The sequence below is a fragment of the Amycolatopsis sp. NPDC001319 genome (genome assembly GCF_042896185.1).
Classification (GTDB): domain Bacteria; phylum Actinomycetota; class Actinomycetes; order Mycobacteriales; family Pseudonocardiaceae; genus Amycolatopsis.
The window spans coordinates 169,215-186,115 of sequence record NZ_JBIAWY010000008.1 but is presented as its reverse complement, the minus strand read 5'-3'; the positions used below and the strand labels follow the sequence as shown (position 1 = coordinate 186,115).

General features: G+C 64.3%; 18 protein-coding genes. 9 read left to right on the top strand and 9 right to left on the bottom strand.

All coding sequences use genetic code 11. The features are described 5' to 3' along the window. Window positions 1-648: 648 nt before the first annotated feature. Complete coding sequence (locus ACFY1H_RS29680; protein ID WP_386951672.1) at window positions 649-1,182, top strand: hypothetical protein; 534 nt, start codon at window positions 649-651, stop codon at window positions 1,180-1,182. An 80-nt stretch (window positions 1,183-1,262) separates the two neighbouring features. Beyond that, the gene (locus tag ACFY1H_RS29675; protein ID WP_386951669.1) at window positions 1,263-2,024 is read left to right on the top strand and encodes a pentapeptide repeat-containing protein; all 762 of its coding nucleotides are present in this window, start codon (window positions 1,263-1,265) and stop codon (window positions 2,022-2,024) included. A gap of 275 nt (window positions 2,025-2,299) precedes the next feature. Here the strand turns inward: ACFY1H_RS29675 and ACFY1H_RS29670 are convergent, their stop codons facing one another. Then, entirely contained in the window at window positions 2,300-2,647 is a 348-nt protein-coding gene (locus tag ACFY1H_RS29670) for a transcriptional regulator (protein ID WP_386951666.1), read from the bottom strand. A gap of 728 nt (window positions 2,648-3,375) precedes the next feature. On the opposite strand from ACFY1H_RS29670, the gene ACFY1H_RS29665 reads away from it, so the two are divergent. Next, on the top strand, window positions 3,376-4,539 hold the full coding sequence (locus tag ACFY1H_RS29665; RefSeq protein WP_386951663.1) for a hypothetical protein: 1,164 nt from the start codon (window positions 3,376-3,378) through the stop codon (window positions 4,537-4,539). A gap of 2 nt (window positions 4,540-4,541) precedes the next feature. Here the strand turns inward: ACFY1H_RS29665 and ACFY1H_RS29660 are convergent, their stop codons facing one another. Genes ACFY1H_RS29660 through ACFY1H_RS29645 form a run of 4 tightly spaced genes read right to left on the bottom strand, consistent with a single transcriptional unit; the run spans window position 4,542 to window position 7,536 of the window. Next, complete coding sequence (locus ACFY1H_RS29660) at window positions 4,542-5,315, bottom strand: ESX secretion-associated protein EspG (RefSeq protein WP_386951661.1); 774 nt, start codon at window positions 5,313-5,315, stop codon at window positions 4,542-4,544. An 18-nt stretch (window positions 5,316-5,333) separates the two neighbouring features. Continuing rightward, entirely contained in the window at window positions 5,334-6,605 is a 1,272-nt protein-coding gene (locus ACFY1H_RS29655) for a hypothetical protein (protein ID WP_386951658.1), read from the bottom strand. 35 nt (window positions 6,606-6,640) lie between these two features. Further along, entirely contained in the window at window positions 6,641-7,192 is a 552-nt protein-coding gene (locus tag ACFY1H_RS29650; protein ID WP_386952176.1) for a DUF3558 domain-containing protein, read from the bottom strand. Between the two features lie 53 nt (window positions 7,193-7,245). Then, a complete protein-coding gene (locus ACFY1H_RS29645) occupies window positions 7,246-7,536 on the bottom strand; it encodes a PE domain-containing protein (RefSeq protein WP_386951655.1) in 291 nt (96 codons plus the stop codon). A 342-nt stretch (window positions 7,537-7,878) separates the two neighbouring features. On the opposite strand from ACFY1H_RS29645, the gene ACFY1H_RS29640 reads away from it, so the two are divergent. Continuing rightward, window positions 7,879-8,469 (top strand): NUDIX hydrolase, encoded by a 591-nt coding sequence (locus tag ACFY1H_RS29640; RefSeq protein ID WP_386951653.1) that lies wholly within the window; start codon window positions 7,879-7,881, stop codon window positions 8,467-8,469. On the opposite strand, the gene ACFY1H_RS29635 is transcribed toward ACFY1H_RS29640, so the two are convergent. Both ACFY1H_RS29635 and ACFY1H_RS29630 read right to left on the bottom strand, forming a co-directional pair. Further along, on the bottom strand, window positions 8,413-9,549 hold the full coding sequence (locus ACFY1H_RS29635) for a tetratricopeptide repeat protein (RefSeq protein ID WP_386951650.1): 1,137 nt from the start codon (window positions 9,547-9,549) through the stop codon (window positions 8,413-8,415). The two genes, ACFY1H_RS29640 and ACFY1H_RS29635, sit on opposite strands and share 57 nt — an antisense overlap. Before the next feature lie 167 nt (window positions 9,550-9,716). Beyond that, window positions 9,717-10,097, bottom strand: a complete 381-nt coding sequence (locus ACFY1H_RS29630) for an XRE family transcriptional regulator (protein ID WP_386951647.1) — start codon at window positions 10,095-10,097, stop codon at window positions 9,717-9,719. Between the two features lie 164 nt (window positions 10,098-10,261). Between ACFY1H_RS29630 and ACFY1H_RS29625 the strand changes: the two genes are divergently transcribed. From ACFY1H_RS29625 to ACFY1H_RS29605, 5 genes are read left to right on the top strand one after another with little or no spacing between them, the layout of a single operon-like run. Then, on the top strand, window positions 10,262-10,456 hold the full coding sequence (locus tag ACFY1H_RS29625; RefSeq protein WP_386951645.1) for a helix-turn-helix domain-containing protein: 195 nt from the start codon (window positions 10,262-10,264) through the stop codon (window positions 10,454-10,456). Continuing rightward, window positions 10,453-10,785: a WhiB family transcriptional regulator gene (locus ACFY1H_RS29620; RefSeq protein WP_386951642.1), complete on the top strand. Its 333-nt coding sequence runs from the start codon at window positions 10,453-10,455 to the stop codon at window positions 10,783-10,785. The genes ACFY1H_RS29625 and ACFY1H_RS29620 overlap by 4 nt, the downstream gene beginning before the upstream one ends. Continuing rightward, a complete protein-coding gene (locus ACFY1H_RS29615; protein ID WP_386951639.1) occupies window positions 10,782-11,111 on the top strand; it encodes a hypothetical protein in 330 nt (109 codons plus the stop codon). The genes ACFY1H_RS29620 and ACFY1H_RS29615 overlap by 4 nt, the downstream gene beginning before the upstream one ends. Further along, window positions 11,108-11,911, top strand: a complete 804-nt coding sequence (locus ACFY1H_RS29610; RefSeq protein WP_386951638.1) for a hypothetical protein — start codon at window positions 11,108-11,110, stop codon at window positions 11,909-11,911. The genes ACFY1H_RS29615 and ACFY1H_RS29610 overlap by 4 nt, the downstream gene beginning before the upstream one ends. Then, window positions 11,901-14,084 (top strand): FtsK/SpoIIIE domain-containing protein, encoded by a 2,184-nt coding sequence (locus ACFY1H_RS29605; protein ID WP_386951636.1) that lies wholly within the window; start codon window positions 11,901-11,903, stop codon window positions 14,082-14,084. The genes ACFY1H_RS29610 and ACFY1H_RS29605 overlap by 11 nt, the downstream gene beginning before the upstream one ends. A 339-nt stretch (window positions 14,085-14,423) precedes the next feature. On the opposite strand, the gene ACFY1H_RS29600 is transcribed toward ACFY1H_RS29605, so the two are convergent. Beyond that, window positions 14,424-14,657: a hypothetical protein gene (locus ACFY1H_RS29600; protein WP_386951634.1), complete on the bottom strand. Its 234-nt coding sequence runs from the start codon at window positions 14,655-14,657 to the stop codon at window positions 14,424-14,426. A 505-nt stretch (window positions 14,658-15,162) separates the two neighbouring features. Beyond that, on the bottom strand, window positions 15,163-16,848 hold the full coding sequence (locus ACFY1H_RS29595; RefSeq protein WP_386951632.1) for a DUF3732 domain-containing protein: 1,686 nt from the start codon (window positions 16,846-16,848) through the stop codon (window positions 15,163-15,165). Between the last annotated feature and the right edge of the window lie 53 nt (window positions 16,849-16,901).

Genomic DNA, 16,901 nt, shown 5'->3' with positions numbered 1-16,901 from the left:
TAAGTGTTACATAGCACTGGTAGGACGGGTCGGCGTCGAGCACGTGACTCACCTGTCCCGCCTTGGGACAGGCGCAGCTAGCCTTCTACCAGGGGAACGTCGATGGGACGGGGTGGGACGGGTTGTCGAGAACCCGTCCCACCCCTGCGCTGGAACCCCGGAGCAGGGTGACCTGAGCGAGCCGGCTCGGGTGCCGTCACCCGTCCCGCTCGCCGGTTTCAAGGGCTCGCCCGATCCGAAGTCCGCGCCGCAGCTGGCAGCAAGTCGGGGTGGCAACTCGTCTTCAGACGGCACGAAAAACGTGCACGACCCGACGCGTCTCGCCTACAGTGCCGCGCACGGGGCGAGCAAGAAAAACTCGCGCCCGTCATCGCCCCCCGGGGATACAGGGGCCGGTTCGAACCGCTGGTGCCCACGCAATCGACACCGCAGCGACACGCTGCGCTGCCGAGTTCGCCGTGGCAACGGCAACGCCGCCCGCGTGAACACAACGGCATGGCACGCCGCGCACGGCGTGCCATGCGGATGAAGCAGCCAGCAGACCTCCTGACGAGATGTCCAGGTCAATGCCCTTGTGAACACCTCCGGCCTGGTAGATAGGCTCGGGGATGATCGTGCCGCACCGCCGAGATGTCTTCAACTACCAAGATGATGTTGTACGACATCAGGGCGAACTACCAGCTCAGCGTAGCCTTGGCCATCAGTCACAGTGCAACAATCGCACCCGACGACCTGATTTGGTGCGGCAGGGGGACCCGTGTGAGCTGGCAGATCGCCATTGTTCTCGGTGCCGTTGGTGGCCTTCTCGTCGAAGTGATCAACTTCTTCGGTCGCGCCATCGGTTGGCAAACAGCGCGACGAAGGGCACTCGAAGCGGGGAAACGCAGGTTACCTAGCCTTTCACGACACATCGATCTGCCCGCCGATGGCCTGGTCGCATTGACGCGACTCGCTATCGGTGGCAGCGCAGCACTGGTGCTTCACACGCAGATTATGGGACCGGCTGCAGCGATAGCAGTGGGGGCAGCCGGCCCGGCGATCTTGGCGCAACTCGGCCGGATTCCGAGCGTTCAAGAGACAGTCCAGTCAGGCGGGCAGCACGACCGAGTGGTAATCCCAACCACCAATGAAGCGCAGACCGAATCCATAATCTCACGGCAGAGTGATGGGGTGTCCCAATAGTGGGTAGGAGCCTCACGTCCCGATACCTGTCGGCCTTACTGGGATATACGTCCGATCCCGAAGTCATTCCTAAAGATCCCGTGGCAGGGGTACAGTACTCACTACGTCGCCGCTATCTGGCCAGCCTGCTCGGAGCGGAACTCGCCACCGCGGTGGCGAGTTCCAGTGCCCCGGACGAGCAGGTTGAGACAAGCCCGGTGGAACCAGCTCTCCACCGAGCTCATCTCGATCTGGCGGCCCCGCGGTCGATCATACTCAACGAAACGGACCTGAGCCATGCAGATCTGAGCGCAATGGACCTTCGCTCTGCGGACATGTACAGAACGAATCTTACCCGCGCTAACCTGAACCAGGCGGACCTCCGTGCCGCGAATCTGAGTCACGCGATCCTGAACGAAGTCGATTTGAGTGAAGCGAATCTCAACCGGGCTGTCCTCCGGCGAGCGATTGTGAGCAAGACCGATCTGCGGAAGGCGAGGATGGTAGAGGCGGACTTGACCTGGGCGTTCTTCCGTTGGACGGACTTGCGGGAGGCAGACCTAAGCGCGGCAAACCTCCAAGGAGCCGACCTGCGTAACGTCGATGCCAGCGCGACTACCTTCGCTGGCGCCGACCTGCGTTGGGCGGATCTACGCAACACCAATCTCCGCGGTGCAGATCTGCGACGAGCACGTCTGGACGGCGTAGTCCTTAATTCGGCACGTTGGTCGACACAAACTCGCTGGCCCGTCGAGTTCGCGGAAAAGATCCGGAACGCATCTGTTGAGGAAAGCCCCGGAGTCTTCCTCTACGGCCCCGGACGAGCCGACGACCACGCCCAGTCGGAGCCCGTGCCAGTATGAGGCAACAGGCGATAGCCGCACTGATCCCAATCGGATAGATCACCACCGTCGGCGCGGACTGAGGCGCCGGACTGCACTGGGCCGGGTTGGGTCGCGGCGTCACAACCCGTCCCAGCCCTGGGACGGGTCCGGAACGGTGTCTAGCAGGCAAAACGCCGGTGGGACGGGTGGGACGGGTCGTCGGGGAACCCGTCCCACCCTGCTTTGTGCGCCGATTGCGCGCGTAGGAGAGAGGCGCCCCGCCTGCCCTGTCCCGGCCAGCCCGGGGCACTTCCTCACGGCTGGTTGTGTGCCCGCGCGGATCGGACGGCGGACGAGGCCAGCGCCGTGAGATGTTCCCAGCCGGTGAGGTGCATGGCCAGCCGGTCGAGACCGTGGTCCGCGATCTGCCACGACGATCGCCTTCCGTCGGATGACGGCCGGGTGTCGAGGTAGCCAGCTGTGCGCAGAGTGGCCAGTTGCTTGGACAGGACTTGCGGACTCAACCTCAGCGACGCACGCAGAGCGGAGAACTCGTGCCATTGCTGGTCGACAAGCATGGCCATTATGAGCAGCCGCACCGGCGGAACGAGGACCGGGTCGATTCCGCCGGTGAAGCCTTCAACGCGGACGAATCCCGCCATCAGGCGCCCGCCGTCAGCTCGGGGGCAGTCGGTGTCTGGCGTAGGCAGTGCGTGCAGGGCATGCCCCGTAGCGCGTTCATGAGTTCGAGTTCGTCAGGGCCGAACTCCGCGCCGCAGGCTGCGATGAGCCGGGGTGGGGTTGCGCCCGAGGGAGGAACGGTGAACAGGTGGACCACCCGGCGTGTTTCTCCAACGGTTCCGGGCAGCGGCCGGGCCAGGAACACGGGCCCGGTCACTGCGCACCGCCCGTGGCGGCCGAGGTTGTGCCGAGAACACGCGCGGCATGTTGTCCCTTGTGGCGAAGCCGACACCACAGCGAGGCTCTGCGGTGTCGAGTTCGTCGGGGCGGCCGCACTGGCGACGGGACCAAGGCCCGACCGGAGACGTAGGTCCAGCAAGCCCTGCACGGCGAGCCGGGCGCCAGCAGCATCGAACCCACGACTACAACATGGCCGCAGACCGCCCGATAGCAGCCCGCGGACCCCGTACGCCGTCCGCGCGCGAACTCCTCGTCCGTGATCGCGTGGTCGCGTCCGTCACGGGCGCAGAGATGCCAAGCCACGTAGAGCCGGTCCTCGTCGGTTGCCACTGTTCGGTCCCTTCCGCCGGCCGCACCCACCAGCGCCCCATTACCAGTTTGAGCTGATATAAGCGTGTATGGTGGAGCTATTTCAGCGAAGGCCACACGTGGGCCGGAGCGGGGCCATTGCGGGGACATGGGAGAGGGCATGGCGGCTGGCGAACGCGCACGACGACCTCGGACGCTGCTTGAGCAGCGGATCTGGCAGCGCAATCAGTCGCTCGCGGAGTTCACGGAGGCCGCAGAGGAGTTCGCCCGCCGTTCTGGAGAATCCGGCACGCTCAGCGAACGGAACCTCAAACGTCTCGTCGCCGGGCTCCGGACGGACGGCACTCGGGTTGGCCGCCCACGCCCCGCGACGGCAAGGTTGCTTGAACGGATCTTCGACACCGGCATCGACGAGCTATTGACCCCGCTCGAATCAACGGCCCGCGAAGCGACAAGCGAGCAGGAGCTCAGCGCTGCCCTCGCCACTTCCCGCCGGGTCACGCCTGAGGTGGTCACCCTCTTGCACGGCCAGCTTGAGGCGGTGCGGAAGCTGGACCGGCAGCTCGGCGCCATCACCGCCTATGACGAGGTGGCAGTCAAGGTCGACCAGGTATCGCGATTGCTCTCCTACAGCGTGTCTGCCGGGACGCGCCGGAACCTTGCCGCGCTGCTCGCGGAGTTGAGCGCCCTCGCCGGGTGGCAGGCGCTCGACCGTGGCCAGATCTCCACGGCGTGGGACCACTACGAACGCGCAAAGCAAGCCGCGAGTCAATCCGGTGATCTCGCCCTTGAGGCGCACACAGAGGCCGAACAAGCTTTCGTACTGCTGGATCTCGGGCAAACGAACGAGGCCGCCGACATGCTGGCGACGGCCGAAGAGCATGCGCGAGGAACCACCGGCCCGACGCTGCGCGCCTGGCTCGCCGCCGCGCACGGTGAAGCGCTCGCCGCGTGCGACCGCCGTTCGGCAAGCCTGCGTGCCTTCGATCGCGCAGAATCGCTGCTACCGCCTCGTCCCGGTCCAGATGACGGCCCCTATGTCGTTCTTGACGACGTCCACCTTGCCCGGTGGCGTGGGAACGCACTCGCCCGCATCGGCGAGCCGGAAGCCGTCAACGTCCTCACCGAGGCCCTGCATGAGCTGGACCCCACGTTCACCCGCGCCGAGGCGGGACTACGTGTCGATCTGGCGACCGCGCTGACCGCGATCAGCGAACACGACGAAGCACACACCCACGCTGCAAAAGCACACGCTCTGGCCACAGAGATCGGCTCAGCTCGCCACCTACGCCGAATCGCACGGTTACCTGCGGCGCGAATCTGACGTCAGGCCCGCAGGCCGCGCATCGTGTTGTCCAGGGTCCCGCTGATGTAGTCGGCGCTACCGGGACCAGCGGTGATCACGTCCTCGCCATCGGGACCATTCTGCAGAACTGTGAGAACTCGCCCCTCGCTGATCGTGTCCACCACAGTCAGCGGAAGACTCGACGACCGCACCCCATCGGTCCTGTTGGCCACGTAGAACTGATGCACAGCACTGCGCGGGGCAGCCATCAGCGCGCGAAGCCGCTCAGCCGGGTCGGGCACGGTGTAGTCGCTCGTCACGTCCAAGTCGTAGTAGTCAGCGACCCGACTCGACCCGTACTCCGATCGACGCACGGCAATCTCAGCAATGCCGGCCGGGCGGACCTCGGGCAGCGTGCCGACGACGGCCTGGCAGACCCTGCCTGCCGAGATCCGCGCTAACGTCACCTGGTCATCGTCCACAGTGAACAGCAGCCCCGATCGGCCGGTAACGATCGCGAGCGCGGCCGACTTGCGCCCGCTGCGATCACCGGAGATGCGATAGCACTCCGCGTCGGCAGAGGACACACCCCACAACACGTCCCGGAACTCCCCGGTAAGACGGTTGCGGCGCAAGTCGTAGAACCCGGGCTCGGCAAGCGCCTGCCGGATCAGCTCGTCGAACTGGCCTGACACATCGTCTTCGAGCCACCACTCCACAACGCCCAGCACAGGATGCGCCGGACCGACCTTTTCCCATTCCCACGCCCTGGCCAGCGCCACGCGCGGCACCGTCACCGGTTCGTCCATGAACATGTCGACGTCCGAAAGTGACTACTTGCCGATCACGGGCGGGGTGGCCTTGCCGTCGTAACCGAACAGCGCGTTCGGGTCCGGTTCCAGCAAATAGGAAGCGGACTTCTTTTCCTTGTCCTCTTCCTTGGCGCCTTTGCCGCCCCCAGCGCCCATCGGCATGCCGTTCGCGCCGCGAGAACCGGCAGCCCCGGTGCCGCCGCTCCGTCCGGCAGAAGTCTCCTCCGCCGGGCCGAACCGGCCCGCGCCCGTCGACCGCCCCGGCCCGGCGAGATCGCCGGAACGCGAACCTGCTCCAGGCATCCCCGCTCCGCGACCACCAGCGCCCGATTCCCCGGAACCGGGGCCACCGCTCGTGAAGCCACCGGCAAAACCGGGACCGCCGAAACCGGGGCCGCCGGATCCGGGGCCACTTCCCGGGCCGAACGATGAGCCGCCACCCGGGCCGCCCGGAGTGAATCGTGTCGCGTCACCGCCACCCCGGAGCCCCCCAGCCGTGGGATCTGCGGAAGGGACAAAACCGGCCGTGTTCGTGCCATCTCCGCCAGGCACCTGAGCGGCCGGAAGCTGCGCGTAATTCGACGAACCGGCGCCGCCACTGGACGGCGACGACTGCCAGGACGGCGAGGTCACCGGAGTGCCGTGCCGACCCGGCTGCGAGACCCCACCGTCGATATCGCCGGAAGAACCCCGCGGCTGGAACGTGGAATGCTGCGCGTTCGTCGCATGCTGATTCGTTGCGGCAGAGGGGGTGTCCACCGTGAAGTCGCCTTGCGCGTCAGACAGCTGGCCGTAATCGTTCGGCATCCTCTGTGCGTGGCCGTCGCTCGTGGATGTAAAACTTTGGTAGATCTGGTTGTTTCGATCGATCGCGGCGTTACGCGAGTTGATCTGGTCCTCGACATCGGTGTCCCACGGCGTCACCACGTCGACCAGCCCCCGCTCCGGCGGCGAGTCCGACACCTCCTGAAGCGAGTCCCGAGTGGACTGGAAGGCATGAGCCTGATCCGTCAACGTGTTCTGACTCGTGCCCAACGCCGTCGAAGACGCGGTAGCAGCGTCCGCCAGCGGCCGCAACCCGCCCCGGGCCGCGTCACCACTCTGCCCCGACCACGCGGACTCCAACCGGGACACGATCGACTGCGTGTCCGCCTCGATTCCTTGTTGTACGGAGGCTTGAGACATGCTGATGTGCTGAGCCTCCCCGAGGCTGCCCAGCCCAGCACCGCCCCGGACCCGGCGCACCAGCTCACCAGGCAAGATCAGCTTGCCCTGAGCCTGCTGCTGCTCCATCCACGCCTGCACCACACCAGCCGGACCCGACGCCATCACGCACCCGCCTTCAACGTGGTAACCGCAAGATCGGCGACCTTTCGCGCGTCATCACACGGATCCCCCGTGCCCACAGCTGAGTTGGCGAACTGAACGTCAGCCTCGAATGCTGCATTGTCGGCGATCCCGACAGCGACATTGCACATCCCCTTGGAGCGTTGATCCGACGGACCGTAGGCGACCACCGGATACCCCTGCACGGGACTCAAGACCTTGAAGAAACCACGACCCTGGGTCGCATACACGTCGGCCAAGCCGTGCTTCCACGCATACACGAACTGAATACCGACCAGAGAACCCCGGGCGTCATCACCCCATGAGCATGACTTCGCAGCTCCGGTGTCTTCCGCTGCCGGGCTACGCGTCGGCGTGTTCGAGAAAAGGCTATCGACCTGAGCAGAAGTGAGTGCCGCGCATGGATCGCCCTGGACCAGAGTCGCAGGCAAGGGCGAATCAATCTTGGGAGCCGACGGACCGGCACTGGACGGTGACTGAACTGCGCCCGGCTCGGGGTTGCCCTCTGTGGCCCCCGAACAAGCTGTAAGCATGCACGCAACAGCCAGACCAGCGACGACGCCAACGAACCTAGGTACACCAGCCATTAGAAGTGGCCTCCGTCACCCGCAGCGCTGACATCCTGTGCAGCTTGTTCGTCCTTGGCTCCGTAGATCCCGAGCGCAGTCTGGATCTTACCGATGAAGACACCCACGAAATCGCGTTGCCTGATAAGCGCGTCCTGGTAGGCGCGACCGGACTTGTTGGAAGCGTCGGTGTTTCGCAGCGACGCGGGATCATTGCCCGGAGACTGGATAGACCACATTGGCACCGCAGCGCGAAGCTGATCGGCTATCCGCCTCTGAAGCTGCTGCAGGTTTGCCAACTCGGTAGTCATGGCGTCCCGGTCTAGTGCGAAGGCACCGTTAGCCGAACCACCGGAGGCGCCTCCGCCCCCTCCGCCGGCCACGACGAACCTGACAGCGTTGACCGCCGCCTGCTCCTGCCCAGCCACTTGCAGCCTCCCCTGACACCATGAGCACCTCTATCGCACCGATAGTAGCCAACCGGCAACAAACTGTCCGCAGAACGCCGGAGATCACTCCAGTGAGCGGCAGCACATGGCCTGACCTGGCCCTTTAGGTCTACGCGAGGGTTGGACGGAGGCATCCAACAGGCCCGTTCCATGTCCATCGGATGGACGTGGAACGGACGTTGACGCCCCCGTAGGGTGCTGGGCGTGGCTGACGAGCATGGAGCATGGAAGACCTTCGGCGAGCGGACCGTCTACGACAACAAGTGGGTCCGGCTGGGCCTGACCGACGTGCAGGCGCCGAACGGTGAGCGGTGGGAGTACCACGTGGTGCACCTCGCCCGCATCGCCATCGGCTTGATCGTGGACGAGCAAGATCGGGTGCTCATGCTGTGGCGCTACCGGTTCGCCACGGACCAATGGGGTTATGAGCTGCTCGGCGGCCTGGTCGAGGAGGGCGAAGAGCCCGAAGTGACGGCGGCGCGCGAGATCCGGGAAGAGAGTGGCTATCAGCCCCTCGGCGAGGCCGAGCACCTGATCGGCTTCGAGCCGCTGCCAGGGCAGGTGACCGCGCAGACCGACGTGTACCTGTGGCGCAAGGCTGAGAAGGTCGGCGAACCGACCGATACCGAGGAAGTCGGGCGGCTGGAGTGGGTTCCCCTCACCCGGATTCCTGAGCTGGCGCTGCGGAAGGAAATCCTCGGCGCAGGTGCCTTGGTGCCGCTGCTGTACTACATCGCCTCACGCGGCACCGGGGGCGCTGCTGCCGGGCAGGATCAGACCGTTGAGACGCCGTAGCTGCCGATCGGACTTGATCTGCATGGCCACTCGCCGCGCCTGCCGCGCGTGGGCGAGTGCCGCGTCGCGGTCTCCCGCTGCTGCGTAGGCGAACGCCAGGTCGACCAGCATTCCCGTCCTGGCCCGGACGAAGTCCGGTGGCAGGCGCGGTAACGCGTCGGTGAGATGCTGGATGGCATCTGATTCGCCGAGCTTGCTCAACGCGTTGCCGCGCCACCGGTCGAGATGGGCTCCACCCAGGAAGAGAAACGGCAACGCCGGGTCCACGGGGTCGGTCGGCAGAAGCGTGCCTGCCGCGTCGAACGCGCGTAGCGCCTCGTCCCGTCGGCCTGCTGCGGCGAGGCCTTCGCCGTGCGCGGCCGCCATCCATGACCGCAGCAGCGGTGGTGCCGCCCGCTCGGCCAGCGCGCGTGCTTCCGCGAGCTGCTCGATGGCCATCTCGACCTCGCCGAGGTCGATCAGGATGAACGCCTGCTGCGCGGTCGAATGGGCGAGCAGGATCGCCGACTCTGCCTCGCGGGCAGCCGACTTGGCGGTTTCGTGGTGCTCCCACGCCTGCCGGATCGCATTGCGGTCGAGCGATTCCCATCCCGCCAGGGCCGAGGCCTCGGTCAGCACCACTGCCAACGCCTGGCGCTGTCCGCGCAGGGTGCTGAACCCGAGCAGACGCTGAAGCTGATCGATGTTGCTGCGCAATTGGTCGAGCAGCGGCACCCCGCCGAGCTTCCGATCAACGTGCCGCGCCTGGTCGACCTGGCGCCGGAAGATGTCGACAGACTCAGCGTCGACCGAGCGGGCGCGCGCCAGCCGAGACACGAGTTCCTCGGCCTCGTCGTCGGTTTCTTCCGGTTCGAATCCGAGTTCTTCGTTGGTGCGGCCGTAGATGTCGCGGAAGAGACGCCGGTAGGGCTGGCTGACGGTCTCGTGCCCGTTTTCCCAGCGCGACACCTTGACCTTGAGGCTTGTCGCCGACATGACGGGCACGGCGAGCGCGTCGGCGCGGCGGAGCAGCATCTTGATGACCTCGTCGGCCTTGTAGCCAAGCTGGCGGCGCACGGCCTGGAGCCGCGTTTCAGCCATCGGCCACACCTCCGGGATAACCGCTCTGACCTGCGCGGTTAGTGGAAGTTAATGGAATCGTCGTTAACTTCAGCCACCTGCGGAAAGGTGTCTCGTTGCCGTTTCCTTGAGGCATGAACGCAGACGGAAACCAGCAAATCCAGCCCGCGCCATTGACCATCGGACGCCTATTGCTCGTCGCGGCGGCTCAGCACGACAGCGAGGTCCGCCCTCAGCTCTGCCAGGTGTTCGGTGATCTCGGAGAGCCGACGCTCAATCACCGCCAGCCGCGCCGATACCGCATCCTCCATGTCTTCCCGAGGCTGGCCCGGGGCCGGCGGAATGCGGCCGTGCAGCACGGCCAGCAGGTGCTGTGGGTGCAGCCCGAGCGCCAAGGCCAACGCTTCAAGCGTGCGGTCGCTGCGCTTGCGCTCCACGGTGTGGTTCTGAATTTCCCGGACGATCGCCTGGGAAACCTGCGAGCGTTCGGCCAGCTCGCGCTGCTTCCACCCGAGCGCCTGCACGCGCTCATTGATGGTCTCCGCGACCGCCGCCCAGTCTTCCGACACCCATTCCTCCGTGGTCCGCCTCAGCGCCGACATTAGCGCTCAACCGGATTCCGCGGCCCGCGATCAAGACCGAGTCACGCACCCGGGGCATTCCCATGCCTTCGAACGACTAAATCAGCTCATATATTGCGATCAAATCATCTCTTCTCGGAAAGGTCTCATCCATGCAAAACCACATTCCGAACGCCGGTGGACCGGCGTTCTACTCGACAACCGACGCCGCGTGGATTCTCGCTGTCGACCTCAACGCGATCCATCGCGCGATCCGGGTCGGAGAGATCCGCACCGTGCAGCGCCGTTCCCGGCTGGTCATCCCGGCCGCCGAACTGCGGCGCGTGCTCAACGGGGGTGCGCGATGACCGAACACAAGTACACGGAGATGGCCGCCCGTCTCGACCGGTACGCCGACGTGCCGGACGATGTGCTCACGAACCTGGTGACCAGGCACGGTCTGTGTTTCTGGGCGTTCGACCGGGAGAACATGCCCGAACTGATCGGGGACGACCCGCCAGACAGGGAGCTTGCCGCCCGGTTGTGCGCCGGATGCCCGGTGATCGACGAGTGCCTTGAACTCGACCTGCGCACCGCCGGAGCGAACACGCTCGGGGTCTGGGGCGCGCTGCCGGAGACCGACCGGCGCGCGCTCCACCCGGCGTGGCTGCGCCGCCGGGGAGGTGCGGCGCGATGACGCTCTCCCTCACGCCGATGCAGATCCTCGCCGGAGCTGGTGTCCTGTTCGCGCTGCTCGTCGTGTGGCGGTTCGGTGCACGGAAGGCACGCCGAACCGCCGATGCGGCGAGAGCCGGCGCCCGGGTGGTGTCACTCGCCGGGCGGGTGCTGTTCACGGGAGCGGCGTTCATGGGCGTTCAGTGGCTGGTGATCACGCATCCGGGTAATCCGACGCTGCTGCTCGTGGTGCTCGGTCTGCCGGACCTGATCGCCGCGCACGTCCTGACGCGTGCCCTGACGGTCACATCGCAGGACACCCCGCGCCGGGGCGGTGGTCGCCGATGACCGCGACCCATCAGAACCCGGGAAGGGTGGCCGCCGCCCGGCGACTGCCCGCCCCGGCCGCGCCGAGCCGAGCGCAACGGCTCGCCGACGATGCTGCCGAGGCAGCCAGTGTCCGGCGCTGGCAGACGCATCCGGACGTAGTGGCCTTGCAGGTCGAACGCGCCCGGACGCAGGTGGACCGGCTGTGCTGGGCCGGGATCATCCTTGGCCTGGCCTTCACCACCGCCAACGTCCAATGGTTCGCCGCGTCCGGGGCCGCGTTCGGCTCGCTGCCGTGGCTGACAGCGTGGCTGCTCGATCCGACGGTGTGCCTGGTCCTGCTCGCGATCCTGCGAGCCGAGCAGGTGACCGCGCGATACCAGGTCCACACCGGACCATGGGTTCGGACGGCGAAGTGGCTCACGTTGGCAGCCACCTACGTCATGAACACCTGGTCATCGTGGGCGGCCGGGTCGCCGGCCGGGGTGGTCCTGCACTCGGTCCCCCCGCTGGTGGTGTTCGTTGCCGCCGAGGCGGTCACCGACCTACGCGACAAGCTCACCGACGCCATGCAGGTGGCGTTCACGAACGCCACGAACCCGGACGGCGGTCATGAACCGGCCGCGCCCTGGCGTGAGCAGCCGGTCAAGCGGCGATGGTTCGCCGACTATCTCGCCGATGCTCGGCGAGCGTGGTCACCGGACATCGTCGTGACCCCGGCGTGGGTGCGAGAGGTCACCGGCTGTTCGCGCGGCCTGTCCTCCCGGCTCGCAGCGGCCCTCGTCGCCGAGGTGGTCAAGGGGGCACGCGATGAACACTGAACAGGAAGGTGGTGCCGAGCTGGCCCGGATGGGTTCGCACGAAGTCGAGCACGTCGGGCCGGTGCTCGATGGCGAGTTGATCGATGACAGTTTGCCGCAGCCGTGCCATCGGACCATGCGGCGCCGGTTCGCGCGGTGGTGGCGGCACTCGCCCCGGGTGCCGCTGTGGCTCAAGAGCAAGCCGCACGCGGTGCAAGCCGCCAAGGACGGCGTGGTCTGGGTGCTCAAGTCGCCGTGGCGGTTCGTCGGTGCGGTGCTGCGTGGTGTCGTCGTCGGCGCGCGGTGGTGGCGAGGCTGGGTGAAGGTGCGCGACTACCGCACGGCGGCCGAGGAGTCGGACAAGCTGGCCGACAAGTTCACCGAGATCCGTGAACTCACTCTGTTCCGGTGGAAGGTCACCGGCGCTGTTCTCGCCGTCCTGGCCTTGGCGGTCGCCGTGGTCGATCTCGTGTACGGGTCCGATCAGTTATGGATGGCCGGTGCCGTCGCGTCGGTGACGCTGGCGATCCTGGGGCGTCGCAAAGACGGGAGCCCTGGACGGAAACCCGCGCTCGCCGGGCCACGAACGCTCACTTGGACGATGGACCCGCAAGTCCTGGTAGACGCGTTTCGGGACGCGAAGCTGATCGGCAAGGACGAAACTCTTCGGCTCGTCGAACGGGCTACCCATATCGGGAACGGATGGGCCATCACCGTCGACTTGCCCGCAACTCGCAAGGCAGCCGACGTGGTGAAGAACCGGGAAGCGCTCGCGTCGGCCCTCGCGGTGGATGAGGTTCAGCTCATCGTGGAACGCGTGCGCGGCAACGGCGGGCACGCCGGGCGAGTGTCGATGTGGGTCGCGGATGAGGACCCGTACGCCCGGCCACCGCTACCGACACCGCTGCTCGGCGTCTCCACGTGGGACGCGTGGCGTCCGGTGCCGTTCGGGCGCGACGCGCGAGACCGCCGGATCGATCTGCCGCTGGTCTGGACGTCACTTCTGGTCGGCGCGATCCCTCGACAGGGCAAGACCTTCGCTGCTCGGCTCGCGGCGGCCGGTCTCATCCTGGACGCGTGGGTCCGGCTGTACGTGGCCGACTTCAAGGCAGGCAAGGACTGGGACGCCGCCAGCCAGGTGGCGCACCGGTTCATGTCCGGCGACGAACCCGAACACGTTTTGGCTCTTGCGGACTGGCTGGTTGAGCTGGTCGCCGAGGTTCAAGGACGGTTCCGGCGAATGCGGGACCTCGACGACCTGACGTGCCCCGAGTCGAAGGTGACGCCGGAAATGTCCCGAGACAGCGCGTTGAACATGCCGATTACGGCGATCTTCATCGATGAGGTCCAAGTACCGCTGGAAGACCGGACACCCGTGGAGGTACAGGGAAAGAAGCTGACAGCTGGCGAGTACATCGGCGAGTTGCTGACCTGGTTGGCCAAGAAAGGACCGGCAGCCGGGATCGTGCTGGTACTGGCCACGCAGCGGCCGGACTCGAAGACGATCCCGTCCGGGCTGCGGGCGGTCCTCGGCTCGCGGTTCGCGCTGCGGGTGATGGACTGGCGCGACTCCAACATTGTGCTCGGCGAACAGATGAACACGCGAGGATTCGACTCCAGCCGGCTACTGCCGTCGCACAAGGGCGTCGGCATCCTGCGCCCAGACGGCCACACCGCTGCCGGAGCCGACGTACTCGCAATGACTGTCCGGACCTACTACATGCCGAACGAGGATTGGCAGACCATCTGTCAGCAGGGCAGGGCGCTGCGCGAGTCGGCTGGGACGCTCAGTGGTCACGCGCTCGGGCAAGACAGTCCACCGTCGCTCGACCGCGCGGCCGTCGCACAGGCTCTCGGCACGGGCAGTCCCGTACTGCAAACGGTTGAGCCGGTCACCCTGCCTGAGCCGCTCGCGCTGGTGGTCGACTATCTCGGCGACGACCTCGACGAACGGGAGTTCATTCCGAGCGCTGAGCTTGTCGATGCACTCGACGTCGAGCCCACCGCTTTTGGGCGGCAGATGGGCGAGTTGGGATGCCGTCCAACCCGTGATTACATCTTGGCGGAGGATGGCCAGACCAAGCGCGTGCGCGGGTACCTCGCCACCGACATTCGCGAGGCCGTCGACCGCGCACTCGCTGGTGCTCTACCGGATGCGACCGCAGACGGTGAGCCGGGTGTGGATGATGGCTGACCGGGCTACGGACACGACCGGACGCCGCACAGCCCAATCTGCAAAGGAAGACCAAGCCGAACTGGCCGAACCAATCGATGCTGAAGGATTGGAGTACTGGGAGCAGGTGTGCGCTGCATGGCCACCGATGACGGCAGACGAGGTTGAAACTCTTGCCGTTGTGCTTCGCAGGATCGACCAACGCACCCACCCATGATTAGACGAGGACCGGGGCTGCCATGCCCAAGGCCGGCCCGGTCCTCGTCGACGCTATGTCGGCCACCTGAAGGGACGACCTTCGGCGGCCAATACGGGTTCTATCCACGTTTGGTTCTGATTTGGAGCTATTGGATGCCCAGATCACGTATTCGACTGTTCATCGTGAATGCTGTATCCGAGTTCATTTCTCATGCACTGGCGAAGCTTGTGGCGAGAAGTGCGCGTTTCATCTTCGGCGGAACGAAATACTACAATATTTTGATCGGTGGCAGCGTTTACCATATTCCAAAGTGCTGCGCTTGCTTCGCGCGCAGCATTGAACGTTTCACCCAACGCGGCAGTTATGAGCAGTTCTTGATAGGCACGGCTGAACAACTCGCGCTCCTCGTCAGCATACCTAGCCGACTTCTGGCCATAACTAGCCTCTGTCTGCGCGGTGCTAGGTTGGGTCGCGTGCGTGTTCGACTCGGCGAATTCGATCGCACGGCTCGCCAAAGCCTGATATGCAAGAAAGTACCCGACAAACACCGTGCGCCGCTCTTCTCGAAGCTTGTTGCGAGATTCATGATTTCGCTGCGCGCGCAGCTTCGCGCTGACTTCTAATGTTCTGCTTCGCGCTGACGAAGCTCGCGACCGCAGTTAACGCAACGCCGCTGAGCGTTCCCACCACAGCAATCCACGGATTCATCCATAACCCTATCGGTAAATGACACGCCTCTGTGAGACAGTGTCGTCCACCGCCATGATATATTTCGCGTCGCTCAGGAATTGACGTGCAGCGTTCAACCCCGTGCCGGCATGTCAAGACGCATGCCGATCAGAAAACATGCAAACCCTTCTCACGCGGCTCCGACGCCGGCGGCGAGAACTTTTCGGCGACTCATTCAGCGTCAACCCAGTCAACTGGAATAAGTGCAGCACCTCTTCTCCAGTTATCCACGACCGCTTCCTGAAACCATTCTTCGCCTAGGTTTGCATGGTCGCAGACGATTATTTGAAGCTCATTTGAGAGGGTATTTACTACTTCATGCATCAGGGAAAACTGACGACGCACAGCTTGCCAGTCTGCATCTTCTATTTCCGCAGCATCGGCGACTTTTTCTGGAAAGAATGCTTGGGTTGGCTGGTCGAACATCACGAAGCGCGGTACGGGTCGATCATTTAAGACAAACCATTTATGCAACGCAAGGTGAGCCGCCAAATGATATCCAATCCAGTTCTCAGCACTGCCGACGCGAGCTAATGGTCGAACGCCGCCAGGGGTCACAGCTGCGACAGTAAGGTGGTCGGGATCGAGACGGATATAGTGCTCAGAGTTCTCTAGCTGTAGATATCTAGAGTAATCAGTCAAGTCTACGCCAACCTGGCGCATTATTTCGTCCATTTTCGAGTCGACACTTTCATCGTCCATGTTGGACTGGAGCGATTCTACGCGAAGCCGAGCGACCTCTTCCGCTTCAACCAATTCCGCGATCCGATCAGTGCCAAAAACCCCCAGATTAAGCTCTTGGGCAATACGCCCCTGCAGGAAGGCCCGCTGAAGGGAGGTTGAGTCAGCGTCCGAGACTGAGTTCTCCGATATACTCAGACCATCCAACTGCGTCAAGTTCACCTTAATCTCTTCGCGTAGTTGTTCTCTACGTTCAACAAGACGCCTGAGTTCCGTCTCGCGTCGAGGCCGGATATTGCTCGAAGTTTCTAGCCTGCGCCCTATATCGTCACGCAAAGAATTAAGGAGCGTAAGGCTCGGATCAGGGTTTGGAACTTCCTGCAAACAGAACGGGCAGGTTTCCTCCAGATCCTCGCCATCACGTGTTCGCTTGGGAAGAAGATCTAATGACTGCAAGCGCTGGAACTGATAACCCAACTCGTTATCAAGATCTTGCTGCTCTCGGCGAATGCCTTGAAGAAGATCTATGCTGTCTGCCACCTCGCGAAACTCTACGCGCAAACGGCGGCGCTGATCCAGCAATTCGCGTCGCCTACTTACGCCACCGCTAGTATTAACCTCATTTTCAGAAGATGAGACATCTATCGGCGATTGAGCGCCATTCAAGGCTAGCTCTAGCGCAAATCGAACATCATCCACTGGTCCCTCCGAAAATTCGGAGGATATCAGGCCGAGAGCAGATGCATCTCTAATCAACGCGATATGACGAGAATCCTGTTCTTCCATCAGCACTCGTGCGTCGGACAGCTCTCGTTGCGTTCTACGGAGGATGCGGCGTGCCTGGAGAAATTGCTGACGCAATACTACTTGCTCCGGGTTAACCGCCCCGAGAAAGTAGGGAAGCGTCTCTCTAATTGTAGCGGCGATGCCCTCTTCGCCCTGCCTGTGAAACAAGAACTGCTGACTAGCAATCTCTGTCTGCTTCTGAAAGTTATAAAATACAGCGTGCCGCACTGAGACATCAAAGCTATTGCGAAGAGAAGTTCTTTGCTCCACCCTGAACGACTCAATTCCTAGTCGCTCACTGAGCAGTTCTCGAATAACCGTCGTGTCGGCATTTACTCTGAGGCTGGAATGATCTGGAAGGTCCAGAGTTCTATCGCCGATCAAAACCATCGCGCGACTCGTGGTCGCCGTCTCGGGATTCGGTCGAGCTAGCACCAAGTGAG